Source organism: Spirabiliibacterium pneumoniae (assembly GCF_014884995.1).
GTDB classification, from domain to species: Bacteria; Pseudomonadota; Gammaproteobacteria; order Enterobacterales; family Pasteurellaceae; genus Spirabiliibacterium; species Spirabiliibacterium pneumoniae.
The window spans coordinates 47451-71733 of the sequence record NZ_JABMII010000010.1; the positions used below are offsets into that span (position 1 = coordinate 47451).

The 24283-nt window shown below is 46.7% G+C and carries 25 protein-coding genes; 13 read left to right on the forward strand and 12 right to left on the reverse strand.

What is annotated here, in order from left to right:
- Window positions 1-20: 20 nt before the first annotated feature.
- Window positions 21-746 carry a molybdate ABC transporter permease subunit gene (modB, locus tag HPC38_RS07820; protein WP_208120734.1) on the forward strand — a complete coding sequence of 242 codons (726 nt, stop codon included), beginning with the start codon at window positions 21-23 and terminating at the stop codon, window positions 744-746.
- A complete protein-coding gene (modC, locus tag HPC38_RS07825; RefSeq protein WP_208120735.1) occupies window positions 733-1794 on the forward strand; it encodes a molybdenum ABC transporter ATP-binding protein ModC in 1062 nt (353 codons plus the stop codon). Before modB ends, modC begins: the two co-directional genes overlap by 14 nt.
- A gap of 53 nt (window positions 1795-1847) precedes the next feature.
- Here the strand turns inward: modC and frdD are convergent, their stop codons facing one another.
- From frdD to frdA, 4 genes are read right to left on the reverse strand one after another with little or no spacing between them, the layout of a single operon-like run.
- Complete coding sequence (gene frdD, locus HPC38_RS07830; RefSeq protein ID WP_208120736.1) at window positions 1848-2189, reverse strand: fumarate reductase subunit FrdD; 342 nt, start codon at window positions 2187-2189, stop codon at window positions 1848-1850.
- Window positions 2190-2199: 10 nt separating this feature from the next.
- A complete protein-coding gene (frdC, locus tag HPC38_RS07835; protein WP_208120737.1) occupies window positions 2200-2601 on the reverse strand; it encodes a fumarate reductase subunit FrdC in 402 nt (133 codons plus the stop codon).
- A gap of 10 nt (window positions 2602-2611) precedes the next feature.
- Window positions 2612-3349: a succinate dehydrogenase/fumarate reductase iron-sulfur subunit gene (locus HPC38_RS07840; protein WP_208120738.1), complete on the reverse strand. Its 738-nt coding sequence runs from the start codon at window positions 3347-3349 to the stop codon at window positions 2612-2614.
- Between the two features lie 3 nt (window positions 3350-3352).
- Window positions 3353-5152, reverse strand: a complete 1800-nt coding sequence (gene frdA / locus HPC38_RS07845; RefSeq protein ID WP_208120739.1) for a fumarate reductase (quinol) flavoprotein subunit — start codon at window positions 5150-5152, stop codon at window positions 3353-3355.
- 317 nt (window positions 5153-5469) lie between these two features.
- On the opposite strand from frdA, the gene epmA reads away from it, so the two are divergent.
- Both epmA and bacA read left to right on the forward strand, forming a co-directional pair.
- Entirely contained in the window at window positions 5470-6441 is a 972-nt protein-coding gene (gene epmA / locus HPC38_RS07850; protein WP_208120740.1) for an elongation factor P--(R)-beta-lysine ligase, read from the forward strand.
- Between the two features lie 11 nt (window positions 6442-6452).
- Window positions 6453-7256 carry an undecaprenyl-diphosphate phosphatase gene (gene bacA, locus HPC38_RS07855; protein ID WP_208120741.1) on the forward strand — a complete coding sequence of 268 codons (804 nt, stop codon included), beginning with the start codon at window positions 6453-6455 and terminating at the stop codon, window positions 7254-7256.
- Window positions 7257-7298: 42 nt separating this feature from the next.
- On the opposite strand, the gene sixA is transcribed toward bacA, so the two are convergent.
- Window positions 7299-7766: a phosphohistidine phosphatase SixA gene (sixA, locus tag HPC38_RS07860; RefSeq protein WP_208120742.1), complete on the reverse strand. Its 468-nt coding sequence runs from the start codon at window positions 7764-7766 to the stop codon at window positions 7299-7301.
- A gap of 213 nt (window positions 7767-7979) precedes the next feature.
- Between sixA and pyk the strand changes: the two genes are divergently transcribed.
- Complete coding sequence (gene pyk, locus HPC38_RS07865; RefSeq protein WP_208120743.1) at window positions 7980-9419, forward strand: pyruvate kinase; 1440 nt, start codon at window positions 7980-7982, stop codon at window positions 9417-9419.
- A 129-nt stretch (window positions 9420-9548) separates the two neighbouring features.
- Here pyk and HPC38_RS07870 read toward each other — a convergent pair whose 3' ends face one another.
- Entirely contained in the window at window positions 9549-10928 is a 1380-nt protein-coding gene (locus HPC38_RS07870) for a porin (RefSeq protein WP_208120744.1), read from the reverse strand.
- 240 nt (window positions 10929-11168) lie between these two features.
- Here HPC38_RS07870 and HPC38_RS07875 point away from each other — a divergent pair, with 240 nt between their 5' ends.
- Window positions 11169-11459, forward strand: coding sequence for a YfcZ/YiiS family protein (locus HPC38_RS07875; RefSeq protein ID WP_208120745.1), 291 nt, complete (start codon window positions 11169-11171; stop codon window positions 11457-11459).
- A gap of 48 nt (window positions 11460-11507) precedes the next feature.
- Here HPC38_RS07875 and HPC38_RS07880 read toward each other — a convergent pair whose 3' ends face one another.
- From HPC38_RS07880 to HPC38_RS07900, 5 genes are read right to left on the reverse strand one after another with little or no spacing between them, the layout of a single operon-like run.
- Window positions 11508-12332: a peptide ABC transporter ATP-binding protein gene (locus tag HPC38_RS07880; RefSeq protein WP_208120746.1), complete on the reverse strand. Its 825-nt coding sequence runs from the start codon at window positions 12330-12332 to the stop codon at window positions 11508-11510.
- 3 nt (window positions 12333-12335) lie between these two features.
- Window positions 12336-13394, reverse strand: a complete 1059-nt coding sequence (locus tag HPC38_RS07885; protein ID WP_208120747.1) for a peptide ABC transporter ATP-binding protein — start codon at window positions 13392-13394, stop codon at window positions 12336-12338.
- A gap of 12 nt (window positions 13395-13406) precedes the next feature.
- Window positions 13407-14300: an ABC transporter permease subunit gene (locus HPC38_RS07890; protein WP_208120748.1), complete on the reverse strand. Its 894-nt coding sequence runs from the start codon at window positions 14298-14300 to the stop codon at window positions 13407-13409.
- Window positions 14290-15255 carry an ABC transporter permease gene (locus tag HPC38_RS07895; RefSeq protein WP_208120749.1) on the reverse strand — a complete coding sequence of 322 codons (966 nt, stop codon included), beginning with the start codon at window positions 15253-15255 and terminating at the stop codon, window positions 14290-14292. Before HPC38_RS07895 ends, HPC38_RS07890 begins: the two co-directional genes overlap by 11 nt.
- Window positions 15255-16952, reverse strand: coding sequence for an ABC transporter substrate-binding protein (locus HPC38_RS07900; protein WP_208120750.1), 1698 nt, complete (start codon window positions 16950-16952; stop codon window positions 15255-15257). Before HPC38_RS07900 ends, HPC38_RS07895 begins: the two co-directional genes overlap by 1 nt.
- Window positions 16953-17053: 101 nt before the next feature.
- Here HPC38_RS07900 and HPC38_RS07905 point away from each other — a divergent pair, with 101 nt between their 5' ends.
- The 4 genes from HPC38_RS07905 to HPC38_RS07920 are packed head-to-tail and all read left to right on the forward strand — an operon-like array spanning window position 17054 to window position 20124.
- Window positions 17054-17293 carry an envelope stress response membrane protein PspB gene (locus HPC38_RS07905; RefSeq protein WP_208120751.1) on the forward strand — a complete coding sequence of 80 codons (240 nt, stop codon included), beginning with the start codon at window positions 17054-17056 and terminating at the stop codon, window positions 17291-17293.
- Between the two features lie 9 nt (window positions 17294-17302).
- The gene (locus tag HPC38_RS07910; protein ID WP_208120752.1) at window positions 17303-17659 is read left to right on the forward strand and encodes a PspC domain-containing protein; all 357 of its coding nucleotides are present in this window, start codon (window positions 17303-17305) and stop codon (window positions 17657-17659) included.
- Window position 17660: 1 nt separating this feature from the next.
- Window positions 17661-19067, forward strand: a complete 1407-nt coding sequence (locus tag HPC38_RS07915; protein ID WP_208120753.1) for a YcjX family GTP-binding protein — start codon at window positions 17661-17663, stop codon at window positions 19065-19067.
- Window position 19068: 1 nt separating this feature from the next.
- The gene (locus tag HPC38_RS07920; protein ID WP_235977696.1) at window positions 19069-20124 is read left to right on the forward strand and encodes a YcjF family protein; all 1056 of its coding nucleotides are present in this window, start codon (window positions 19069-19071) and stop codon (window positions 20122-20124) included.
- A 53-nt stretch (window positions 20125-20177) separates the two neighbouring features.
- Here the strand turns inward: HPC38_RS07920 and metC are convergent, their stop codons facing one another.
- The gene (metC, locus tag HPC38_RS07925; protein ID WP_208120754.1) at window positions 20178-21374 is read right to left on the reverse strand and encodes a cystathionine beta-lyase; all 1197 of its coding nucleotides are present in this window, start codon (window positions 21372-21374) and stop codon (window positions 20178-20180) included.
- Between the two features lie 206 nt (window positions 21375-21580).
- Here metC and HPC38_RS07930 point away from each other — a divergent pair, with 206 nt between their 5' ends.
- The 3 genes from HPC38_RS07930 (at window position 21581) to nagA (ending at window position 24239) form a co-directional block, all read left to right on the forward strand.
- Window positions 21581-22183 (forward strand): peroxiredoxin C, encoded by a 603-nt coding sequence (locus HPC38_RS07930; RefSeq protein WP_208120770.1) that lies wholly within the window; start codon window positions 21581-21583, stop codon window positions 22181-22183.
- 123 nt (window positions 22184-22306) lie between these two features.
- On the forward strand, window positions 22307-23008 hold the full coding sequence (gene ubiG / locus HPC38_RS07935; RefSeq protein WP_208120755.1) for a bifunctional 2-polyprenyl-6-hydroxyphenol methylase/3-demethylubiquinol 3-O-methyltransferase UbiG: 702 nt from the start codon (window positions 22307-22309) through the stop codon (window positions 23006-23008).
- A gap of 103 nt (window positions 23009-23111) precedes the next feature.
- Window positions 23112-24239, forward strand: a complete 1128-nt coding sequence (gene nagA / locus HPC38_RS07940; RefSeq protein ID WP_208120756.1) for an N-acetylglucosamine-6-phosphate deacetylase — start codon at window positions 23112-23114, stop codon at window positions 24237-24239.
- The last annotated feature ends 44 nt before the right edge of the window (window positions 24240-24283 follow it).

Genomic DNA, 24283 nt, shown 5'->3' on the forward strand with positions numbered 1-24283 from the left:
TTATCTAACAGGCGGTGCACTTGGACGCTTTAATTTCGTATTTCACTCTCTCTCCAGTTGAGCTTTCAGCGGTCAAGCTGAGCTTGCGCGTGGCGTTACTGGCCATGCTGTGTAGCTTGCCATTGGCGATTTTTCTCGCGTGGCTTTTGGCGCGTTATGATTTTCCAGGCAAGAATTTACTCAATGGAATCATTCACTTGCCATTAGTGTTACCGCCGGTGGTGATTGGCTATTTATTATTGGTAGGATTGGGTCGCAACGGTGTGATCGGGCATTATTTGTATCAATGGTTTGGGTTGACCTTTGCTTTTAGCTGGCGTGGGGCAGTGGTGGCGTCTGCGGTGGTGGCATTCCCACTGGTGGTGCGTTCTATCCGTCTAGCATTGGAAAATGTGGATCCAAAATTAGAACAAGCCGCGCGCACACTCGGGGCAAGCCCATGGCGAGTCTTTTTTTCGATTACGTTGCCGTTGTCGTTTTCAGGGATTTTGGCGGGCGTTGTGCTCGGGTTTGCCCGTTCATTGGGTGAATTTGGTGCCACGATCACATTTGTTTCCAACATTATTGGTGAAACGCAAACCATTCCACTGGCGATGTATTCTTTGATTGAAACCCCAGGCATGGAAAGTGCGGCGGCACGTTTGTGTGTGATCGCCATTATCATCGCCTTGATTTCATTAATTTTATCAGAATGGCTCGCGCGTAAGGCAAAATACAAATTAGGACAACGCGATGCTGGAAATTAGTGTTAAAAAACAACTTGGCGCAATGGCATTAGAAGTTGATGTACAAGTGCCTAATCGTGGTGTAACCGCACTTTTTGGACTTTCGGGTAGCGGAAAATCTTCTTTGATTAACCTAGTGAGCGGTTTAACCAAACCTGATGATGGCTATATTTTGCTCAATGGTAAAACACTGGTGGATAAACGCCGTGGCGTGTATTTGCCGCCTGAGCGGCGCAAAGTTGGGTATGTGTTTCAAGATGCACGACTTTTTCCGCACTATACGGTGCGTGGTAATTTGCATTACGGCATGAACAAACAGCAAGTGCAAAATTTTGATGAAATTGTTTCACTGCTGGGCATTGAGTCGCTACTGAATCGTTATCCACTTACACTCTCTGGTGGGGAAAAACAACGTGTAGCGATTGGCCGTGCGTTGTTTACACAGCCAGATTTGTTACTGATGGACGAGCCACTTGCTGCACTGGATTTACCTCGTAAGCAAGAGTTATTAGATTACCTAGATCGCTTGACGAAAGAGATTGAGATTCCTATTTTATATGTTAGCCACAGCCTTGAAGAGTTGTTACGTTTGGCGCAACAGGTGATTTTGATGGATGACGGCAAGGTGTTGGCGTATGATAAATTAGAAACCATTTGGCAAAGTAAGCACTTTTTGCCGTGGAAGAACGAAACCAAGCAAAGTGCGGTTTTCAGCTTGCCAGTGTTGTTGCACCATCAGCAATTCCCGATGACTGGGCTGGATTTTGCTGGTCAACAACTGTGGATTCGAAAAACGGATAAAAAAGTGGGTGAGCCAGTGCGAGTGTGCGTTTTTGCCAGTGATGTCACGCTCTCTTTGGAGCCAGCCAAAAATAGCTCAGTGCGTAATGTGTTAGCCTGCCAAGTCAGCGCGATTGATAAACACAATAGTCATGAAATTGAGGTTATACTCCATACCGAGGGCTTGACCTTCAGCGCGCTGATTACACCGTGGGCGTTGGCAGAGCTGGATTTACGTGTGGGTATGCGCCTGTATGCGCAAGTGAAAAGTGTCAGCGTGATTCGCTAATGCGAGAGATAAAAAACCCTTGGAAATACCAAGGGTTTTTTGTTATTTGGCGGTTAGATGTTGATGACCGCAAAGAAGGTGATCACAGAGTAAAGTGCGGCCAAGCCGTAGAAGATCACGCCGCTGGCTGGCAAATGTACTTTGAAATCGTGCAAGCCGTGGTGAACACGGTGCATGCCACACCACATTGGGAAGATTGCCACGACCAGTAAAATTAGCTTGCCTAAAAAACTGTGGGCAAATGCCACCATATTTTCAGGGCTGACTAAGCCAAGTGGATATAAAAAGAGCAAAATTAGAGCCAATACAGGGAATACGATGGCACTGACGGTGCCGCCTGTACCAAAGAGTAGCCAAACTACAGGCTCGTTGGAACGTTTTGGTGATTGATTCATCGTATCCTCCTTAAATGTATACAAGAATAAGAGTAACGAGGGACACAAGCAGGGTGATGGCCCACATCAACATACGAATCCACATTTGTGGCACGCGCTCATTCTTGTAGATCAGGTTTAATGCTTTTGGTGTTAAGCCAAACCAAGTGACCGTGTTAAACACCACGCCTGCGAGGGTGATCACGTTGAGGATAATCACCAATGGATTTTTCAAAAAGCCCACAAAGTTGGTGGTGAAGGTGCCGTTGCCCAAGCAAATAAAGCCGTAGAGCAGTACAATGCAAAACCAAATGGTTGGCAAGGCAGTGGCCTCACGCACCATGTAGAATTTGTAAAAATCCAATCGTTTCCACCAAGTTGGTTTCACTTCGCGGACGTATTTTTTACGTTTTGATGTTGTAGTAGTATTCATTCGCCCCTCCTTACTTTTGCGGTTTCAGCATTGCGATAACGTAGTCTTTGGACGACTCGACTTTGCCTTGGTTTACCGCAGCCGCTGGGTCAACGTGTTTCGGACAGACTTCAGAGCAAAAGCCAACGAAAGTACATGTCCATACCCCGTTTTTACCGTTGATAATTTTCATCCGCTCCGCTTTTCCGTGGTCGCGGTTATCAAGGTTGTAACGATGAGCCAATGTCAACACGGCAGGGCCGACGAATTCAGGGTTTAACCCAAATTGTGGGCAGGCAGCATAACAAAGCCCACAGTTGATGCACATAGAGAAAGTGCGGTATTTTTCCAACTGTGCTGGGGTTTGTTTAGCCCGTTGTCCTGGTGGCGTTTGGTTGCCGATGATATACGGTTTGATGGATTCTAAACTTTCGATAAAGTGGCTTAAATCCACCACCAAATCCCGCTCAATTGGGAAGTTTGCTAATGGTTCAATGCGCATAAAGCCACTGTAATCACGCAAAAACGTTTTACAGGCTAAGCTCGGGCGGTTATTGACCATCATGCCACATGAGCCACAAATGGCCATCCGGCAAGACCAGCGATAAGATAGTTCTGGCTCCAGTTTGTCTTTGATGTAGCCGAGTGCGTCAAGCAGCGAGGTTTGATCATCATAAGGCACATCATAGGCTTTCAAATAAGGTTCATTATCGACTTCTGGGTTGTAGCGCAGAATTTCGACTTTCATAATTTTATTTGCTTGACCCATAGTTTACTCCTTGTTTGCCTTAGCTGCTTTCTCAGCTGCTTCTGCTGCTTCAGCTTCTGCACCATACACACGTTTTGCTGGTTGTGATTTCGTGATCTTCACATCACTGTATTCAATGGTTGGTGCGCCGTCTGCATTGTAATAGGCAAGCGTATGTTTGAGGTAATTGACATCATCACGTTCAGTGTAGTCTAAACGTTGGTGTGCACCACGCGATTCTTTACGAGCAATAGCAGAAGAGGAAATTGACTGTGCAACATCTAAGATCGTGCCCAGCTCAATGGTGTATAAAATATCGGTGTTAAACACACTTGAGCGGTCAGAGATGCGAATTTTTTTAAAGCGCTCTTTGAGTTCAGCAATTTTATCGACAGTTTTTTGCATAGATTCTTCGGTGCGGTAGATACCACAGCCTTCTTCCATCGCATCGCCCATTTCATCACGAATGTGTGACCAACTTTCGTTGCCTTCTTGTTCAAGCAACGCATTAAGACGACCGACCACATCGCGAGCTTGCGCATCAATAGCCGCACTATTAGCTTGGCTGCTTTCGGCTGCACGTTTGGCGGCGTTTTCACCCGCCACTTTACCGAGAACCACAAGTTCTGCAAGTGAGTTTGAACCTAAACGGTTGGCGCCATGCAAACCAGAAGAGGCACACTCACCGACAGCAAATAAGCCTTTAATACGGGTTTCAGCTTGTTGATCAACTTCAATCCCACCCATGGTGTAGTGTACTACCGGGCGAACAGGAATTGGTGCTTTTGCAGGATCTACGCCTTCGTAGGCTTTCGCCAATTCACAGATAAATGGCAAACGTTCGTGTAAATATTTTTCACCGAGGTGACGTAGGTCAAGATGCACTACATCTACACCCTTGGCTGTTTTAAGGGTGTTACCTTTGCGCCATTCCTGCCAGAACGCTTGAGAGACTTTGTCACGCGGACCTAATTCCATATATTTGTTTTCAGGTTTACCAATTGGCGTTTCAGGGCCAAGACCGTAGTCTTGTAGATAACGGTAGCCATCTTTATTGACCAAAATACCGCCTTCACCACGGCAACCTTCGGTCATCAAAATTCCTGTATTCGGTAACCCTGTTGGGTGATATTGCACAAATTCCATATCGCGCAATGGTACGCCGTGACGGTATGCCATAGACAAGCCATCGCCTGTTACGATACCACCGTTTGTGTTGAAGCGGAATGCGCGGCAGCCACCACCCGTTGCAATAACAACGGCATTGGCGTTGATTTGCACCAATGTGCCTTCCATCATATTCATCGCAACTACACCACGAGCATGGCCGTCATCAGTTAAAATATCCAGCACAAAGTGCTCATCGTAGCGAATAATTTGCGGGAATTGGATAGAGGTTTGGAACAAGGTGTGCAGCAAATGGAAGCCCGTTTTGTCAGCGGCAAACCAAGTACGTTCAATTTTCATTCCACCAAAACGGCGCACATTCACCTCGCCGTCTTGACGGCGGCTCCAAGGGCAGCCCCAGCGTTCGAGTTGGGTCATTTCAATTGGTGAGTGTTCAACAAAATATTCTACGACATCTTGTTCACACAACCAGTCACCACCAGCAACGGTGTCGTGAAAGTGTTTTTCATAACTGTCTTCAGACTTAATGACAGCTGCGGCACCGCCTTCTGCGGCCACAGTGTGGCTGCGCATAGGGTAAACTTTTGAAATTAATGCAATTTTTAGGTTTGGGTTAGCTTCTGCAGCTGCGATTGCAGCACGCAAGCCACCCCCACCAGCACCAACAATTGCAATATCGACATTAACGGTTTGCACGATGTCCTCCACGCGAAATGTGAGTAAAAAGTAATGATTTAAAATACAAAAAGTAATAATTGTTAAGATAACTCAATTTGATTGAGGTCATTTTGCCACCTTTTTGATAACAAATTAATTACTTTTTTCTAAATTGCGCCAAAAAGGTTTCATTTCGTGATCTAACTCAAAAAAGCGTGATGGGATAATAACTTACTCAAATAGTATGGTATTAGGTGCCCTTTTGAAAAAGGGTAAAGTGCGGTTGACGCAAAATCAATTGAGTGTTTTGTTAATAATCGCTAGAATGCCCACAATTTGATATAAAGCAGGTTGATATGATTTTACAACAACAATGGCAGCCAAGTGCGCCAATGAAAAACATTCTTGCGCGCGCAAAATTGCTCGCGGAGTTGCGTAGCTTTTTCACCGATCGTGGCTTGCTGGAAGTGGAAACCCCTATTTTAAGCGAATATGCTGTCACTGATGTGCATTTGAGCGTGTTTGAAAGTCGCTACACCGCACCTTTTGCCGACGGCGATAAAATGCTCTATCTTGCCACCAGCCCAGAGTACCATATGAAACGTTTGCTGGCCGCCGGCAGCGGTCCTATTTTCCAAATCAGCAAAGTGTTCCGCAATGAAGAGAGTGGCGCGCACCATAACCCTGAATTTACCATGTTGGAGTGGTATCGACCGCACTTTGATATGTTCCGTTTGATTAATGAAGTCGATGATTTGCTGCAACAAATTTTGGACTGCAAGCCTGCGGAAAGTGTTAGCTATCAGTTTATTTTCCAAGAATGCGTAGGGCTTGACCCACTTTCAGCAGAAAAACCGCACTTGGTGAAAAAAGCACAAGAGCATGGGCTGATGGACGCAGAAAACCAAAGCCGCGATGGGCTGCTGCAATTTCTCTTCACCATGTTGGTGGAGCCGAAAATTGGGCTAGAATGCCCCGTGGCAGTGTACCATTTCCCAACGACACAAGCGGCTTTGGCGCAAATTAGCTCAGAAGATCACCGTGTAGCAGAGCGCTTTGAGTTTTATTTTAAAGGGTTAGAGCTTGCCAATGGGTTTAATGAATTGACTGACGCGCAAGAGCAAATCCAACGCTTTGAGCGTGATAATAAACAGCGCATAGCCCTTGGGTTGCCTGAGCGGGCAATCGACCAACGCTTTATCTCGGCATTGCGCAATGGCATGCCGCAGTGTTCTGGTGTGGCGTTGGGGGTGGATCGTTTGCTGATGATTGCACTGGGCGAGAAAGAAATTCGCAATGTGCTGACGTTTAATATTGAAAATGCGTAACGGGAGTGAGCATGTCTGAATTATTGATTGCCGCGATTTTAGGGATTGTGGAGGGCTTGACCGAGTTTTTGCCAGTTTCTTCCACAGGGCACATGATTATTGCGGGCTATTTTTTGAATTTCACGGGTGACAAAGCGGCAACTTTTGAGGTGATTATCCAACTCGGCTCAATTTTGGCCGTGGTGGTAGTGTTTTGGCGCAAAATGTTTGGCCTGATTGGCATTCACTTTGGCAAACCGCCTGCACCTGATCACGCGCAGCTGCGCCTAACCCACATTATTTTGGGTATGATTCCAGCTGTAGTGTTAGGGCTGGCGTTTCACCACACGATCAAATCGTGGTTTAACATTCAAAATGTGATTTTTTCGCTGATTGCTGGCGGTATTTTGCTCATTATTGCAGAAAAACTGCGCTCACAGGTGCAAGCGCACACTGTGGATCAAATTTCGTACAAACAGGCTTTTGCTATTGGATTATTTCAATGCCTTGCGCTCTCACCAGGGTTTTCTCGCTCAGGGGCGACCATTTCGGGCGGTTTATTGATGGGCGTAGGGAGACAAGCGGCTGCGGAATATTCTTTTATTTTAGCCGTGCCTATGATGATGGGCGCCACCGTATTAGATTTATACAAAAGCCTCAATTTTCTCACCAGCGCTGATATTCCGATGTTTGCGGTGGGCTTTGTGGTGGCGTTTGCAGTGGCGATGTTGGCGATTAAAGTCTTTCTCAATTTGATCACTCACATCACCTTCATTCCTTTTGCAATTTATCGCTTTATTGTGGCTATTGCGCTCTATTTCGTTTTTTTGCACTAGTTAAATGCTAAAAAAGTGCGGTTAAACCGCACTTTGTATTGATTAAATATTCACGCGATTACTGCAAATAAACTCACCTGTGTCGCCATCCCACTCAATTTCGGCGATGGTTGCGGTGCTAAAGCCCACTTGCTGCGGGCAGCCGCAAAGTGCGGTTACCAAGTCTTCCACAAAAGGCAAATGAGAAACAATTAGTACATTTTTTATACCATTATCAAGTAAGGTGTGCAAATAATCTAATACCAGTGAAGCGTTACCATAAGGGGTGAGGGCATCCCAAGTTTCGATTTCATTTGGCAGGGCCGTTTGCGTTTGATGAGCGAGCTTATCATAGGTTTGCATGGCGCGATAATAGGGGCTAACCAGCACTTTATCGATATGATTGGCCGCCTCACTTAGCCACAGACCTTGCTCAACGGCTTGCTTTTGCCCATAAGGTGTAAGGTTACGCTGCGAGTCTGAGGCCGCCATAATTTCCGCTTCGCCGTGGCGCATGATAAAAATTCGCATAGTAGCCTCCTTGGTTTTGCATCAGAATTTTTACTATGATCGCACATATTCATGTCCTTTTGGGAACAATCGCACGTTGTGTAGGCATAAATTTCTCAGATTGTGATCTCGATCTAATTTTAAAATCAGCGTATAATGGCGAGAATTTTAAAATATTCGCGTGCTTAGGCACCGGTGTCATTTATCAAATTAACCATTTTTAGGGGTATAAGGATGTCGAGAAGACTAAGAAGAACAAAAATTGTTTGCACTATGGGCCCGGCAACTGACCGTGATAATAATCTTGAGAAGATTATTGCGGCAGGGGCGAATGTAGTGCGAATGAACTTTTCCCACGGCACACCTGAAGATCATATTCAACGCGCAGAGCAAGTGCGTGCGGTGGCAAAAAAATTAGGCAAACAAGTCGCGATTTTGGGCGATTTGCAAGGACCAAAAATCCGTGTATCGACGTTTAAAGATGGTAAAATTTTCTTAAATATTGGGGATAAATTTACCCTTGATGCGGATTTGCCAAAAGGTGAAGGCAATCAAAGTGCGGTTGGTTTGGATTATAAAGAATTACCAAAAGACGTGGTGCCAGGCGATATCTTATTGCTCGACGACGGTCGCGTGCAATTGAAAGTGCTCAGCACAGAAGGCAATAAAGTTTTCACCGAAGTGACTGTTGGCGGCCCGCTGTCTAACAATAAAGGCATCAACAAACTCGGCGGTGGCCTCTCTGCTGACGCGTTAACCCCAAAAGACAAAGCGGACATTATCACCGCAGCGAAAATCGGCGTGGATTATTTGGCGGTGTCTTTCCCGCGTAACGGTGCTGATTTGCACTATGCACGTCAATTGGCGAAAGAGGCAGGTTTGAATGCCAAAATCGTGGCAAAAGTGGAACGTGCAGAAGCTGTTGCCACCGTTGAGGCCATGGATGACATTATTTTAGCCTCTGATGTCATTATGGTGGCGCGTGGGGATTTGGGGGTTGAAATTGGTGACCCAGAGTTGGTTGGGGTGCAGAAAAAATTGATCCGTCGCTCTCGCCGTTTAAACCGCGTGGTGATCACCGCAACACAAATGATGGAATCGATGATCAGCAACCCAATGCCAACCCGTGCGGAAGTGATGGATGTGGCTAATGCTGTGCTTGACGGTACCGACGCTGTGATGCTTTCAGCAGAAACCGCGGCTGGGCAATACCCATCTGAGACCGTTGCAGCGATGGCGAAAGTGTGCTTAGGGGCTGAAAAAATGCCGAGCATCAATGTTTCTCGCCACCGCATGGATATGACGTTTAATAGCATTGAAGAATCTGTTGCAATGTCGGCAATGTATGCTGCGAACCACCTTGACGGTGTGCGCGCACTGATTGCGATGACAAGCTCTGGTCGCACCGCACTTTTGATGTCACGTATTAGCTCCGGCTTGCCAATTTTTGCGCTTTCACGCAATCAAGAGGCACTCAACCTATGTAGCCTTTATCGTGGCGTTACCCCCGTTTTCTGTGAAGAAATCAGTCGTACCGTAGAAGGCGCCAAAAGTGCGATTGCCTTATTGAAAGACAAAGGCTATTTGGTGACAGGTGACTTAGTGCTGCTCACTCAAGGTGACGAACTGGCTGCAGGCAACACCAATACTTGTCGTACTTTAGTGGTAGAATAAGCCGATGGCTGTAACATACTAAATAGAAAAGCTATCACGCAGGTGATAGCTTTTTTGTCTGTGCTTTTGTTAAAAGAAAACCCTACGCATGGCGTAGGGTTTTTGGGTATTTGCACCGCACTTTGGTAATTAAAAACGGTAGTTCAAAGCAAGGCCAAAGAGATCGGCGGTGGATTTTGAACTAAAAGTTGCTTTTGAACCTGTTTGATGATCGGTTTCAACAAACGTGTTGTCTTTGGCAATCAAGTGCGCATAGCCTGCATCTAAGCTCAAGTTTGGCGTAAAGCGATAGGTTGCACCCAGTGCGATCCAAGTGCGGTCGGCATCTGGAATGGAGATGGAGTAATAACCCTCTTGCATTGGGCTTTGGTCGTAGGCCAAACCGCCACGTAGCGTTAGTTTTGGATCAATATCATAGCTCACGCCGACGGCAAAACGGCTAGCATTTTTAAAGTTTTCAGGTTTTTTGAATAGTTGTGAGCCATTTTCACCTGTAGCGTACAGCTCTTTAAAGTGGCTCCATTGGGTGTATTTATAGCTATAACTTAACGCCAATTTTTCGGTGAGTTTATGCCAGCCTGAAAGCTCCCAATAAGCAGGTAAATTTAGTGTTAATTGGCCTGGAATAACCGTACCATTGGTGCCAACAGGAACAGGTAAATCGCTTGAGAAGTCACCGTTAAAATCAATATCCACTGGTGAGTGATAGGCAAGGCCTAAGCGGTTATTTTCATTAAATTCGTAGGTCACACCTAAGTTATACCCAAATCCCCATTCTTTGCCTTTTAAGCGCGCAGCGACCACGCCTTTGTTTAATGGTGATATTTGGCGCTGCAATTTCGCTGCATTTTGTGCTGCTTCACCAATTGCACCGAGGTGGCGTTCAATTAACGCATCGGCGTATACAGCATTAAATCCTGCCCCTAAGCTCCAGTGGCGATCAATACGAAATGCTGTGCTAAGATTGAAGTTCACAGCAGTTAGGTCAGTTTTTCCTGCAAAAAAACCAGCGGAGTATTGATCATCAAATTCAGTTGCCAGCCCATAGTTAACATTAATACCGCCCCCGAACATTACATTAGGATTGACGGGATGTACATAGTAAAGATTTGGAATAACCGCACTTTTGGCAATATCGCTGTGATCGGCATTGTTGTTGTAAAGGGTATAATCGGCAGGTAGTCCTTTATAGCCTTTTGGTAATTTCTGCGGAATAACCTGACCATTGCGTGGGTCTTTGATTTGATCCACTTGACCTGTCAGGTTCACATCAGGGCGTACATAAATGCCACCGAGGGAGAATTCAGGGCGTTGGAATTGGGTCATTAGCGCAGGGTTGGTGGCCAGTGCAGAGGCATTATCTGCCACCGCAGCATCACCTGCATAGGCGCGACCCAGACCAGAGGTGGAGATTTCACTGAGCTGGAAAGCAGCTGCTAATGCACTGGAGGTGGAAACCGTCAACGTGGCGCCTAATATAGCTTGGGTCAATTTAGTTAATTTAAGCATAATTTGTCCTAAATGCGTTAAGTTGGACGACAATGTCGCCGATTTGAAGTAAAAGTGCGGTTGATTGTAAACAAGCGATCAGTTAAGGGCAAGCCTTTTTACTGATTTTTGTTTATAAATGTGATATTAACTCCAGTTTACTAATAAAAGTCTCCTATTTAAATAACAAAATTGGCAGATTTTGGCTTGAAGTGTGTTAAAATAGAACACAATTTTATTTAACTGATGAAAGGAAAGACCATGAGCAAGAAAGGATGTAAAGCCGAAGAGAGTAAAGTGTGTTGTTGCGTGGATGTGGGTACGATCATCGACAACGAAGACTGTTCAGTGCATTTTGAGCAAGTGTATGCCGAAAAAGCGCAAGCAGAAGAAGCCTTGGCATATTTGACCCAAAAAGCACACGATGCCGAAAGTGAACCCGCTAAAATCAGCAGCGAAATCACCGATGTTGACGGTGGCGCACAGCTAAAAGCAACCTTTGAGTTTAGCTGTCAAGCAGAGTGCATGATTTTCCAACTTTCCACCCGATAAACGAAAAAGTGCGGTCAGCGATAGACCGCACTTTTCTCTTCATTGCGCTTAGTGATCAAAAGGCGCATTCCACGCGCTGTCGTCTAATCCATGCCCGAAGTGGCTTTCAATCAATCGCCGTGTCACAGGTGTGGCGGGTTCGCGTAGCACGTCCCGTGTGGCGCCATATTCCACCATTTGACCTGCTTGCATCACCAACATTGTATCGGCAATGTGTTTGATGATGCCTATATGTTGCCCAAGGTAAATATAGGAAATGCCGAGTTTTTGTTGTAATTCCAGCAACAAATTGACCAGCTGAGTTTTAACCGAGGTGTCCATTGAGGCCAATGCGCTATCGAGAATGAGGATTTCAGGCTCCAAAATCACCGCCCGCGCCAGCGCGACCCGTTGCTTTTGGCTTTGCGAAAGGGTGTGAATGGGTGCCAGTGTATGGTCAGGATACAGCCCCACCAATGAGAGGGTTTGATAAATTTTGCGGTTGCGTTGTTCTTCATCCCAATTGGTGGTCAGTCGCAGTGGCGTTTCTAGCACTTGGCCGATATTTAAGTGCGGTATCAGCGTGGTGTCAGGATCTTGCGATACCATGCGAATGTGACGACAGCGTGTTTGGTAATCACCAAATAATAGCTCCCGCCCTTTAAAGTAAATGCTGCCCGAATCAGGCGCCACCACGCCACCTATCATCTTCGCTAAAGTGGATTTGCCCGAGCCACTTTCACCCACAATAGCCAGTGTTTGGCTTTTTTCTAAGATAAATGAAATATCGGTGACGGCTGAAAAATACCCTGTGCGCCAAAAGGTGCTATTGTCTCGATAGGCTTTGTTGAGGTCTTCCACCAGCAGTAATGGAGGCGTTTTACTTTTTTCCACGGTTTACTCCTGCGCAATAGGTTTTTCGGTATTAATGGTCAATGGCGTAAATTGCATAGGGACATAGTGACCGTGCTCACGAAGGTTGAGTGGAAAATGGCAAGCAAATGCATGCTGCTTGATTCTCCGCATAGGTGGCTTGTGAATACAGCATTTTTGCGCATATGAGCAGCGTGGCCCAAGTCGACAGCCGATTGGTAAATTACTTAGCAGTGGGATAGCTCCGCGCAGTGTGTTCAAGCGACTTTTTAGTGGTAATGGTTGGCTGAAATCAGGGATAGAGCTAAGCAGTGCCACCGTATACGGGTGGTGTGGGTGTTGTAGAATCGCTTCTTGATTGCCACTTTCCACGGTTTGCCCACAATATAAAATGGTGAATTGGTTACACCATTGGCCCACGCTTTTGAGATCATTACTGGTTAGCAAAATCGAGGTTTTCAAGTTTTGGTTCATACTAGATAATAGCTTGAATACTTGCAGTTGTGCAGTGGCTTCAAGGGAATAAGTTGGTTCATCTGCAACAAGTAGGCGCGGTTGATTGACCACGGCCATAGTGATCATGACCTTTTGTGCTTCTCCTTCCGTGATTTCAAACGGATAGCTGCGCATAATATCTTGATGATCTTTAATGCCAATGCGGTGCAACAATTCCACCACACGTCGGCGTTTCCAGCCAAACCATTTCCACCAGCGGCCTTTATAGCTAAATGCAGGGATGGCAGCAATGAGCTGCTTGCCCACTTTTTTGCTTGGATCAAGGCAGGAAAGCGGGTCTTGAAAAATCATCGATACTTCCTTGCCGATAAGTTTTCGTCGCTTAGCCGCGGGCATTTTTAACAGCTCCACATCGTTAAAGCGAAAGCGATCGGCGCTGATTTTCCAGCTGGGTTTAGCGCTGTTGCAAATAATTTTAGCGATCAAACTTTTGCCTGAACCAGACTCACCAATGAGCCCACAAATATCTCCTTCATTAACTGTGAGGCTGACATTATCTATCAATTTGACATAGCCGTTTTGAGTTTTCACTTCAACGGTGAGATTACGAATATCTAAAAGTGCCATAATGCGCCTCAATCAGCGAGTGTGGTAATATTTTTCTACTGTTTTCGCTAGTGTGTCGGAAAACAGTAAAATCATAAAAATAATCAAAGTTAAAATCACGCCAGGGATAATCACAAGCCACGGCGCGAGATAAATCAAATCGATATATTCTCGGATCATGGTGCCCCACTCTGGCAGCGGTGGTTGAGCTCCTAAGGAGATGAAACTCAGCGCGCTGATGTCTAAAATGGCAAAAATAAACACACGGCTGCCTAAGCGGATAAACTGCGGGATCAAATTTGGCAGCACAATATGCTTGAGTAAATCGCCTTGTGACGCGCCGTCTAAACGCAACATATTGATGTAATCCTTATGAAATTCACGAAGGAGCATTTGATAAACTTGATGGATAAAATAGGGCAGTGAAGCGAGCAAAATCGCTAAAATGGCATTCAGCAAGCTTGGTTGCATGAGAGTGGCGATCACGATAGCTAAGAGCAAAATCGGAATGGAGAGAAAAGCATCCAAAAAATGCCCTAAAATGCCCACACTCAGCCCTTTGCCACTGCCTGACAATACGCCCAGAGTGCCACCGATAAGCAGGGTTAATAAGGTGACTAACAGCCCGCCGCCAAAAGTGTAGCGTAGACCGTGGATAATGCGGCTAAAGAGATCGCGCCCGAGATCGTCTGTGCCAAAAAAATAAGCTAATCTGCCGCTGTGCGACCATGCAGGTGGCAGCAATTCTTGCCCGAGAAATTGCGAGCCTTGCGCGTAAGGGGCAAGCCAAGGCGCAAAAATTAGTGCAATCAGTAAGAGCACTAAAATATAGCCACAAAAAAGACCCGATTGGCGCTGTTTAAACAACCGCCAAATGTCGCGCAGTGGCGTGGTGTGTCGAAATTCGGCGGGATTTTTATCGGACATACCACCCCTTGCGATTAAATGGATCGAGTAAAAACATAATGAGCTCACCTACTGTATTAATAAGCAAAATAAATAAACCGATGATTATCACACCAGCAGAGATCGCATTGTAGTCTTGTTGCTCAACGGCATTAATCAGCCATTGTCCAATGCCAGGCCAGCTGAAGATGGTTTCAATCAGCATGCACATCGCCAGCAGCATCGTAAAAGTGCGGGTAAGCTGTGGGATCATCGGTGCAAGTGTATTGCGCAGCAAAATACGATAGGCAATTTTAAAGCGCGACCAGCCACGAATTTCCGCAAATTTAACGTAATTTTCCCGTAGAATTTGCTCGGCGCGGTATTGGGTGCTTTGAATGATTTCCATCATGGGGGCAATCATTAATACCAACACGGGCAGCAGCAAATGTTGGAAGACATTTTGAATCATTTTGATGCGGTGTGGGCTTTCCACAAACCACACATCAATGGCGGCAAAGCCGGTAATGCTGTCGATGTCGTACAGCGGATAATACTGCCCAATGGCGGAAATTTCCCATTGACGGCTGGCGGCAACATACAACACAATCGGCGCAATCCAAAAAATCGGCAGCGCAATCCCAAAGGACGCACCAAAACGGATAACCCGACCGCACAGCTGATTGCGATAAAAAGCGCCAATAAAACCAATTGGCAGCCCAATGAGCAGTGCGAGCAACAACGCGAGTAAACACAGCTCAATAGTTGCAGGCAAAACCGCACGAATTTGTTCCAATAACGGCTGGCCGTCGATATAACTGATACCAAAATCGCCGTGTAGCAAGCGCATGACATAATGATAAAAGCCACTGAAAAAGTGCGGTTGAGCCAGCACGCTGTTGAGCGGGTCGCGCAGCAGAATATGAAAGCTGATAAAAGAGAGAATCAGCAGTGTGATAAGGGTTAAAATGGCGCGTCGCAAAAGATAATAAAACATCACTTGCCCTTTTCTGTTATGCTTAGCTCAGAAAATTGAATGCTACCCAATGGCTGCATACGCATGCCGTCTAAGCGTTTGTTATAGATCATAATGCGTTCAGCATTGGCAATCGGAATCAGGGGCAGCTCGTGCATGGCCAAGCGTTGCGCCAGCTCATAATTGCGCGCGCGCGACTCCAACGCTGGGCTTTTGAGGGCATCGCTTAGCAGGGTATCAAAAGTGCGGTTGCAATAGTGGCTTAAATTATTGCTATGTGAAGTATTGTCGCAGCCCAAAATGGGTTTCATAAAGCCGTTTGGATCAAGGCTGCCAGTGAGCCATCCGCCTAAAATAATGTCGTAGTTGGCCTCGCCGCGTTCCGAGAGATGCTCAAATTCACTGTGCTGAATATACCGCATAACCACATTAACGCCTGCTTGTTGCAAGTCATGGCGGATAATTTCCGCCATTTTAATCGGGCTTGGGTTATAGACGCGATTGTCGGTCAGCACCCAAAAATTCAAATGCAAAGCCTTATCGGAAAGTGCGGTTTTGGCGGCCTTTGGGTTGTAGTCATCTGCAAATTGTGACAGCCCAAATTGCGCCGCCCATGAACTTTGTGGGATCAAGGTGTTAGCTACCTGTGCGTTGTTGAAGAAAATCCGTTCAACAATGCGTTTGCGATTTATCGCTTGGGCAATGGCGCGGCGTGTGGTGATATTTTTGACCGCACTTTGCTTTAAATTAAATGCCAAAAACGCCAAATTCATGCCGTCGATGCGGGCTGCGTTAAAGCGGCGACTGCGTAGTAAGTTATTGATTTGACTCGGTTCAGGATACGCCATAATGTCACACTCATTGTTGAGCATTTTTTCCAGCCGCCCTGAATGGCTGGTGGACAGATCGATGACAATATTGTCGATTTTAGCGCGCGCCCCCCAGAAGTTGTCGTTGCGTTTTAAGCGAACATATTGATTACGAAAATATGCCTCCACTTGGTAAGCCCCCGTGCCGACAGGTAGGGTGTCGAGTTGCACAATGTTATCGTCGGTGCTTAATTGTTGCGCATATTCTTGAGATAAAATCACCGCATATTGGCTGGCCAAATGTTCCAAAATCGAGCCGTCGGGTGCAAAAAGCTCAATTTTAACGAGATAAGGGTTTACGGCGGTTACGCTTTTGATCTTTTTATCAAAATCGATGCTGTCAAAATAAGGGTAGCGGTTTTCTTTGGCGTAGTCATAATAAATGCGATATTGCGGATTATCGCTGGTTTCATGTGCGGTTTTGGCAATATTAGGGAAACCTTGCAAGCGCCCGAGCACACGATTGAGGGAAAAAACCACGTCATCAGCGTTAAGCTCACGAGTGGGCGTGAACCACGGTGTTTGATGAAATTTCACGCCTTTGCGCAGCTCAATGAGCAACGTTTTACGATCGCCTGAGAGCCTGTAATGCTGGGCTAAGGCGCCAATGACATCTTTTCGCTGATTATTTTTTATCTCAAATAACTTGTTATATATCTGTTCCGCCACCACATTCATAGATGTACCCACGTCAACCGTTTGAGGATTGAACGAAAATCCCGTAGAGTGGGTGCAATAGATCAAACCATTTTGGCCAATGCTGTGCGGCACGCGCGGTGCACTTTGTGCGGTGAATGCAAGGCTTGAGAGTAATAACAGTGATATGAAAAATGTGTTTATACAACGCATTGGCAATTTGTGTTTATGATAGTTGACCACATTGTAGTTTATATTGGCGCATTTTGCTATTTTCTCGTAGTATGAACAAGAGTTGAGCACAAGGAGTTGTCATGATTTTTAAAATTCTCGCATTGTCGATCATTGCGTTTATCGTTTGCTTGATTGTGTTGCCATTGTGGTTATATAGCCACTATAAAAAGCGCAAACATATTCCTTATCTCGGGGAGAACAGCGCAGAGCATGCCCAGTTGAACGCGCTGCAAGGCGAGTGCAAAGCGTTGAGAGCTCGCATTGAAAGCCTTGAAGCAATGCTGGATTATCATCAACCTCACTGGCGTGAAAAGCACTAAGGGGGCCCTATGCTGTATCGTTATCCACAACAAGGTATGATCTCAGGCGTGTGCACAGGCATTGCCAAAGCCTCAGGGTTGGAAATTTGGGTGGTGCGTGCGATTGCGGTATTATTATTTTTATTCGGTGGCTTCTTCTTTGTGCCGTTGGCTTATATTGCTGGTGCATTAATGTTGGAAAAAGCCCCTGATCACTATTACGAACACAATGCTTACCAGCGAGTATTCCAGCAAAGCCCACGAGAAGGTGGGCAAAGCAGCAATGCCAGTATCGCTGAGCTTGAGATGTATATTGCCAGCCTCAAGCAACGCGTGTCAGCGCTGGAGTGCTATGTGAAGGATCGTGATTTTAAACAAGAGAAATAAAATGTTAAGTAAACTGCAACGGGAAGTGGAAGACTTCATTAACCGCGGGCTTGACCGCACTTTAAATTTGGCTGTAACTGGCTTAAGCCAAAGTGGGAAAACAGCGTTTATCACAAGTCTCGTCAACCAATTATTGACATTAAATCAAAACAACGGTACGCATTTGCCCTTTTTTGCTCCCGCGAGAGGCGGCAATATTTTGGCAGTCAAACGGGTGGAGCAAGAAAATTTAAGCATTCCACGCTTTGATTATGAAGCCAATATGGCAAGCCTGCGACAAAATCCGCCACAGTGGTGCCAATCAACACGTGGGATCAGTGAAATTCGTTTAGCCGTGCGCTACCGCCACAGTAAAAGCCTGCTACGCCATGTGAAATCAGAAAGCACACTGTATATTAACATTTTGGACTACCCTGGTGAGTGGCTTTTGGATTTGCCACTGCTGGGGCAAAGTTTTAAAGCATGGTCGCTAAGTCTGAGTGAAATTCAACAGGGCGTGCGTGTAGAATTGGCACAAAAATGGCAAAGTGCGGTTGATCAATTGGATTTAAGTGAGAAGGCCAATGAAGAGGTGCTAGCAGATATCGCTGCTCTTTACACCGATTTTCTCCACCAATGCAAAGCGCAAGGGCTGCATTATATTCAGCCAGGGCATTTCGTGTTACCAGGGGAGTATCAAGGTGCGCCAGCACTGCAATTTTTCCCGCTGCTCAATTTCACTGATGAACAGTGGCAAGCGTTAGAAAAAGCCGACCGAGACAGCTATTTTGCCGTGCTCAAAAAGCGCTACGACTATTACCGAGATAAAATCGTTAAGCACTTTTATGAACGCTATTTCAGCCAATTTGATCGTCAAATTATTCTTGCCGATTGCTTAACACCGCTTAATTATAGCCAGCAGGCGTTTATGGAAACCAAAGAGAGCTTGCGTCAATTGTTCAGCAATTTTCACTATGGACAGCGTTCGTTACTTAGCCGCTTATTTTCACCACAAATTGATAAATTACTCTTTGTTGCCAGCAAGGCGGATCATATCACTGCTGATCAAGTGCCGAACTTGATTGCCCTGATGCGTCAGCTGATGCAAGAAGGCGGGCAGCATGTTAATTTTATTGGGGTAGACAATGATTACGCCGCGATTGCTGCTGTGCGTGCTACCACGCCAGTGCTGGTGGAAGATGGTGGCAAGCAGGTGAAAGCCTTGCAAGGCGTACGCAGCCATGATGGCAAGCAGGTGGTGGTATTCCCTGGTAGCGTGCCTGCAAGGCTGCCATCGGCAGATTTTTGGGCGAAAAATTGCTTTGAATTTGACCAATTTGAACCGCAACCGTTAATTGACGGTGAGCGCATACCGCACTTACGCATGGACAGTGTGTTGCAGTTTTTGCTTGCTGATAAGTTGGAGTGATATGGATAAAAAATATTTTGATCTTACGCCTGAAGGGGGGGCAGATGACCTTACCTTCAACGCGAAAAAAGAGTTTGATACCCGCAATTTTCAGCCTGATCTCAGTGACGAGGTGAGTCTTGAAACGCAATTTGAGAAAATTGCAACGCCTAAACCGCGCTGGTGGAAGCGCATTCTCGCCATCGTGATCGTGCTGTTTTTAGGCGCGAGTGTGGCGCAATCGGTGCAGTGGATTCTGGACAGCTATCAGCATCATCAATGGATTACGCTTGTTTTTGCGATCGTGACCTTTGGCGTGGTGTGTTTGGGGCTGACCGCACTTTGGCGCGAATACTGGCGGCTGGTGAAACTGCGTCGGCGTGCGCAAATGCAGCAGGAAAGCGCATTGTTGCTCACCGCGCCAAGCACACTGGGAGAAAATAATGCGCAAGCGCGTGCGCTGTGCAACGCAATCATTGCTAATATGCAGCTTGCGCAGGATGACCCGCGTGTGCAACGCTGGCAGCAGCAGGTGAATGATGATCATTCGGCTCGCGAAGTGAGTTTTCTTTTTTCACAAAATATCTTGCTTGATATTGATAAAACGGCGCGCAAATTGGTCAGCAAAAGTGCGGCGGAGTCTGCTGTGATTGTGGCCGTTAGCCCATTGGCGATTGTGGACGTGCTGTTTGTGGCGTGGCGCAATTTGGCGCTGATTAACCGCATTGCGAAATTGTATGGCATCGAGCTGGGTTATTTTAGCCGCATTCGTTTACTGCGTTTGGTGCTGGTGAATATGGCGTTTGCCGGTGCCACGGAATTAGTGCATGAAATCGGCATGGATTGGCTGTCTAAAGACTTAATGGCGAAGCTCTCCGCCCGTGCGGCGCAAGGTTTAGGTGTAGGGTTGTTGACTGCACGGCTGGGCATTAAAACCATGGAATTTTGCCGCCCATTAGCGTTTATGCCAGGAGAAAAGCCTCGCCTGAGCATCATTCATCAAGAGCTTTTAAGTGTGATTAAAGACACTATGTTCAAACAAGATAAAAGTGCGGTTGAGCGCAACGAATACCGCTAAGCCCGACCGCACTTTTTACGCCTGACCGCACTTTGATGTAAAGTGCGGTTTTTTTAGGCAATACGTTCAAAGGCGCGTTCAAGATCGGCGATTAAATCAGCCACCTCTTCAAGCCCGATGTGTACACGAATCAGCGTGCCTTGCAATTTGCGTTCAATGCCAGGGCGAATATGTGCAATTTCGCTGGGTTGATTATATAAAATTAATGACTCGAATCCGCCCCATGAGTAGGCCATGGTGAACAGCGAAAAGTGATCAAAAAAGCGCGCAAGTTCGTCATGGGTTAAAGTGCGGTTTAGTTCAAATGAGAACAAGCCGCTACTGCCTGTAAAATCACGCATAAAGTATTCATGCCCTAGGCAGCTTGGCAAGGCAGGGTGGAACACTCGCGCGACTTCTGGGCGCTCGCTTAGCCATTGCGCCACGGCAATACTGTTTTTTTCGTGTTGCACTAACCGCACTTTTAACGTGCGCAGCCCTCGCAGCGTGGTGTAAGCGCTGTCGGCATCCGCCATTTGCCCCATCAAATAGGCCTGCTCACGCAGCGTGTCCCATGTGCGCGCGTTGGCAACGGCGGTGCCAATCATCACATCAGAATGCCCTACCAAATATTTGGTACCCGCTTGCACCGAAATGTCCACACCCAATTTCAGCGCAGGGAAGAGCACACCTGCCGACCAAGTATTGTCCATAATAATAACAATATCAGGATTGACAGCGCGTGCAGCTTGCACAATGGCGGGGATGTCAGGCACTTCTAGCGTCAATGAGCTTGGCGATTCCAAAAATAGCACTTTGGTTTCAGGGCGAATTAGCTTAGCAATCTCTCGTCCGTCCATCGGGTCATAAAAGGTGGTGGCCACGCCAAAGCGCGCGAGCACCTGCTGACAAAATTCTTGAGTGGGTTCATAGGCTGCGCCACTCACGAGCAGGTGATCGCCATTTTTCACGAAGGCTAAAATTGTGTTGGTTACCGCCGCCGCGCCACACGGGAACAAATAGCAACCTGCGCCACCTTCAAGCTCACACATCGCATCTTGCAGCGCAAAATGGGTCAGTGTGCCGCGCCGACCATAAAACAATGCTTTATTCGCGCGATTTTTAGTGGCGTCTTTTTTCTGTGCCAGGCTTTCAAAGGTTAAGGATGATGCACGTTGCACCACAGGGTTGACCGCACTTTGAGTATAGCGCGCATCGCGCCCTGCGTGCACCACAGCGGTGGCGAGCTTATCGGATGATTTTGACTGCATAAACACCTCTTTGATTAAATTGTTGTCATACAATAATCGTTAATCCGCCATTGTGCAAGACTTGGCGGTTAATAGAAAAAAACTATTGCTAAAATAGATTTAGAGAGGCGATTTTAAATAAAAAGTGCGGTATAATGCAAAAATTAGAAAAGCAATCGTGCTTTTTCTCAAGGCGCAAGCCAAACTTAGTTAAAACAGGAGAAATTATGGTTTTAGTCACTCGTCAAGCCCCTGATTTTACAGCATCTGCTGTATTAGGCAATGGTGAAATCGTTGATAACTTCAACTTTAAAAAACACGTTGCAGGCCGTGCAGCAGTGGTATTCTTTTACCCAATGGACTTCACATTCGTGTGCCCATCTGAATTGATCGCTTTTGATCACCGTTACAAAGAATTCCAAGACCGCGGTGTGGAAGTGATCGGTGTGTCTATCGACTCTCAATTCACTCACAACGCATGGCGTAAAACCCCGACCGACAAAGGCGGTATCGGTGAAGTGCAATACCCATTAGTTGCTGACGTGCGTCACGACATCGCGAAAGCATTCGGTATTGAGCATCCAGAAGCTGGCGTTGCGTTGCGTGCATCATTCCTCATCGACAAAAACGGCGTTGTGCGTCACCAAGTGGTTAATGACCTGCCATTAGGCCGTAACATCGACGAAATGCTGCGCATGGTTGACGCCCTTCAATTCCACGAAGAACACGGCGAAGTGTGCCCAGCACAATGGGCGAAAGGCAAAGAAGGTATGAAAGACAACCCAGATGGCGTTGCAGCATACCTCAAGAAAAACGCTAACGACCTATAATCGGTCACTGTTTAAAAACCACGCCTCGGCGTGGTTTTTTTATGCGTGCGGAAAGTGTAAAGTACGGTCATTCATAAAAATTTGCTATACTAGCCACATTCAAAGTGCGGTTGAGGAATGGATATGGATAATGTCAGTCAAGCAGAAGTGGAGAAGTTTAATAAAATGGCGGCGAGTTGGTGGGATCCTGAGGGGGATTTTAAGCCGATTCATCGCCTTAATCCAAAGCGGTTGGCATACATTTGTGAGTTTGCAGCGGGGCTTGCAGGCAAGCGGGTGTTGGATGTGGGCTGCGGGGGTGGCATTTTAAGTGAGAGCATGGCACGCATGGGGGCACAGGTGGTGGGCATTGATATGTCGCCACAGCCGCTTGCCGTGGCGCGTGAGCACGCGCGTGATCAGAGCTTGAGTATTGATTATCGCCAGCAGACGATTGAAAGTTTGGCCGCTGAGCAAGGTGGGCAGTTTGATGTGATTACCTGCATGGAAATGCTCGAGCATGTACCCGACCCAGCAGCGGTGGTGCGTGCTTGCCAACAACTGCTCAAGCCCAATGGCGTGGTGTTTTTCTCTACTATTAACCGCACGTTGAAAGCGTGGGCGCTAGTGGTGGTGGGCGCGGAGTATGTGCTGAAAATGTTGCCGAAAGGCACGCACGATTATGATAAATTTATTAAGCCTGCCGAGCTGTTGGCGTGGTGTGATGACAATCATTTGCAATGCGTCAATATGCAAGGTTATCACTATAATCCGCTTTCGGGGCAGTTTTGGTTGAATCATGATGTGAGTGCCAATTATATTATGGCATTGCGCCCAAAAGTGTGACCGCACTTTTAAAATGACGTTTTACTTTTGTGTTTTTCTATCAACTTGAGTAAAAAAGGTGCATAATAAGGGCAGTGACTCTGAGTAAGTTTAAGGATACAGTATGGCTCAATATTACACTGGCGCCCAAGTATTTGACCGTGGCGCACTATTAGAACATTATGCTTTGGTCGTTGAAGGCGGCAAAACGCAACAACTTGTGCCTGAAAGTGCCATTCCCGAAGGCGCACAAGTGAAACGCCTTGAGGGTGGCATTTTGACCCCAGGCTTTGTGGAAACGCAAGCCAACGGCGGCGGCGGTGTGTTGGTCAATGATCAATGTGATCGCGCTGGGCTTGAAAAAGTGCTCGCAGGGCATCGTAAATACGGCACGGTGGCGATGTTGCCGACCTTTATCACCGACAGCCAAGAAAAATATCACCAAGCGATTGCTAATGTGGCGAATTTGGTGAAAGAGGGGATGAAAGGCCTCGTAGGTGGGCATTTTGAAGGCCCGTTCTTGTGTGTTGAGAAAAAAGGCACGCACAATCCGCGCTACATTCGCATTCCTGATGAAAAGGATTTTGCCTGCTATGAAAAATATGCAGAATACTTGCAACACAGCATTCTTTCCCTCGCGCCAGAACAAGTACCTGCAGGCACCATTGCGCGGATTAAGCCGTTTATTCCGCAAATTAACCTTGCTCACAGCATGGCCACCGCAGAAGATTTGCTAGCAGCTCGCGCAGAGGGCTTAACTGGGATTACGCACCTTTATAACGCGATGCGTCCACTCAGTGGGCGTGACCCAGGCCCAATTGGCAGCGCGGTAGAGCTTGGGCTTTATGCAGGCATTATTGCCGATGGTGTACACAGCAGCCCATATTCACTGGCGACCGCCTACCAATTGTTGGGTGATCAACACTTAATGCTGGTCACCGACTCCATGCATACGATCGGTGCCCCTGAGATCACTGAGTTTGATTTGATGGGCGTGAAAGTGTTTGTGAAAGAAGATCGTTTAGTGAATGAGCATGGCTCACTGGCTGGTGCGCACATTAACTTGTTGCAATGTGTGCAAAATGCCGTGCGTTACATGCACGCAGATATTCGTAGTGCTTTGCGCATGGCGGTGTCAACACCTGCGAACTATGTTGGCAGAGCCGATCTCGCCACCATTGTTGCACGCGATGTAGACGACGTTATTTATCTCACCAAAGGGGATTTGGCGCTCGCCAATTGGCAAGCATAAAGCATAAGGCCAATAAAAAACCGCACTTTAAAAGTGCGGTTTTT

Coding starts and splice junctions, on each gene's coding strand:
- HPC38_RS07895 (WP_208120749.1), bottom strand. CDS start 15,255: ATGTTTTATTATCTTTTGCGACGCGCCATTTTAACCCTTATCACACTG.
- HPC38_RS07885 (WP_208120747.1), bottom strand. CDS start 13,394: ATGGCACTTTTAGATATTCGTAATCTCACCGTTGAAGTGAAAACTCAA.
- HPC38_RS07840 (WP_208120738.1), bottom strand. CDS start 3,349: ATGGGTCAAGCAAATAAAATTATGAAAGTCGAAATTCTGCGCTACAAC.
- frdD (WP_208120736.1), bottom strand. CDS start 2,189: ATGAATCAATCACCAAAACGTTCCAACGAGCCTGTAGTTTGGCTACTC.
- HPC38_RS07915 (WP_208120753.1), top strand. CDS start 17,661: ATGTTAAGTAAACTGCAACGGGAAGTGGAAGACTTCATTAACCGCGGG.
- HPC38_RS07930 (WP_208120770.1), top strand. CDS start 21,581: ATGGTTTTAGTCACTCGTCAAGCCCCTGATTTTACAGCATCTGCTGTA.
- ubiG (WP_208120755.1), top strand. CDS start 22,307: ATGGATAATGTCAGTCAAGCAGAAGTGGAGAAGTTTAATAAAATGGCG.
- HPC38_RS07910 (WP_208120752.1), top strand. CDS start 17,303: ATGCTGTATCGTTATCCACAACAAGGTATGATCTCAGGCGTGTGCACA.
- HPC38_RS07905 (WP_208120751.1), top strand. CDS start 17,054: ATGATTTTTAAAATTCTCGCATTGTCGATCATTGCGTTTATCGTTTGC.
- modC (WP_208120735.1), top strand. CDS start 733: ATGCTGGAAATTAGTGTTAAAAAACAACTTGGCGCAATGGCATTAGAA.
- HPC38_RS07900 (WP_208120750.1), bottom strand. CDS start 16,952: ATGCGTTGTATAAACACATTTTTCATATCACTGTTATTACTCTCAAGC.
- epmA (WP_208120740.1), top strand. CDS start 5,470: ATGATTTTACAACAACAATGGCAGCCAAGTGCGCCAATGAAAAACATT.
- HPC38_RS07870 (WP_208120744.1), bottom strand. CDS start 10,928: ATGCTTAAATTAACTAAATTGACCCAAGCTATATTAGGCGCCACGTTG.
- frdC (WP_208120737.1), bottom strand. CDS start 2,601: ATGAATACTACTACAACATCAAAACGTAAAAAATACGTCCGCGAAGTG.
- HPC38_RS07875 (WP_208120745.1), top strand. CDS start 11,169: ATGAGCAAGAAAGGATGTAAAGCCGAAGAGAGTAAAGTGTGTTGTTGC.
- HPC38_RS07890 (WP_208120748.1), bottom strand. CDS start 14,300: ATGTCCGATAAAAATCCCGCCGAATTTCGACACACCACGCCACTGCGC.
- metC (WP_208120754.1), bottom strand. CDS start 21,374: ATGCAGTCAAAATCATCCGATAAGCTCGCCACCGCTGTGGTGCACGCA.
- pyk (WP_208120743.1), top strand. CDS start 7,980: ATGTCGAGAAGACTAAGAAGAACAAAAATTGTTTGCACTATGGGCCCG.
- sixA (WP_208120742.1), bottom strand. CDS start 7,766: ATGCGAATTTTTATCATGCGCCACGGCGAAGCGGAAATTATGGCGGCC.
- bacA (WP_208120741.1), top strand. CDS start 6,453: ATGTCTGAATTATTGATTGCCGCGATTTTAGGGATTGTGGAGGGCTTG.
- HPC38_RS07920 (WP_235977696.1), top strand. CDS start 19,069: ATGGATAAAAAATATTTTGATCTTACGCCTGAAGGGGGGGCAGATGAC.
- nagA (WP_208120756.1), top strand. CDS start 23,112: ATGGCTCAATATTACACTGGCGCCCAAGTATTTGACCGTGGCGCACTA.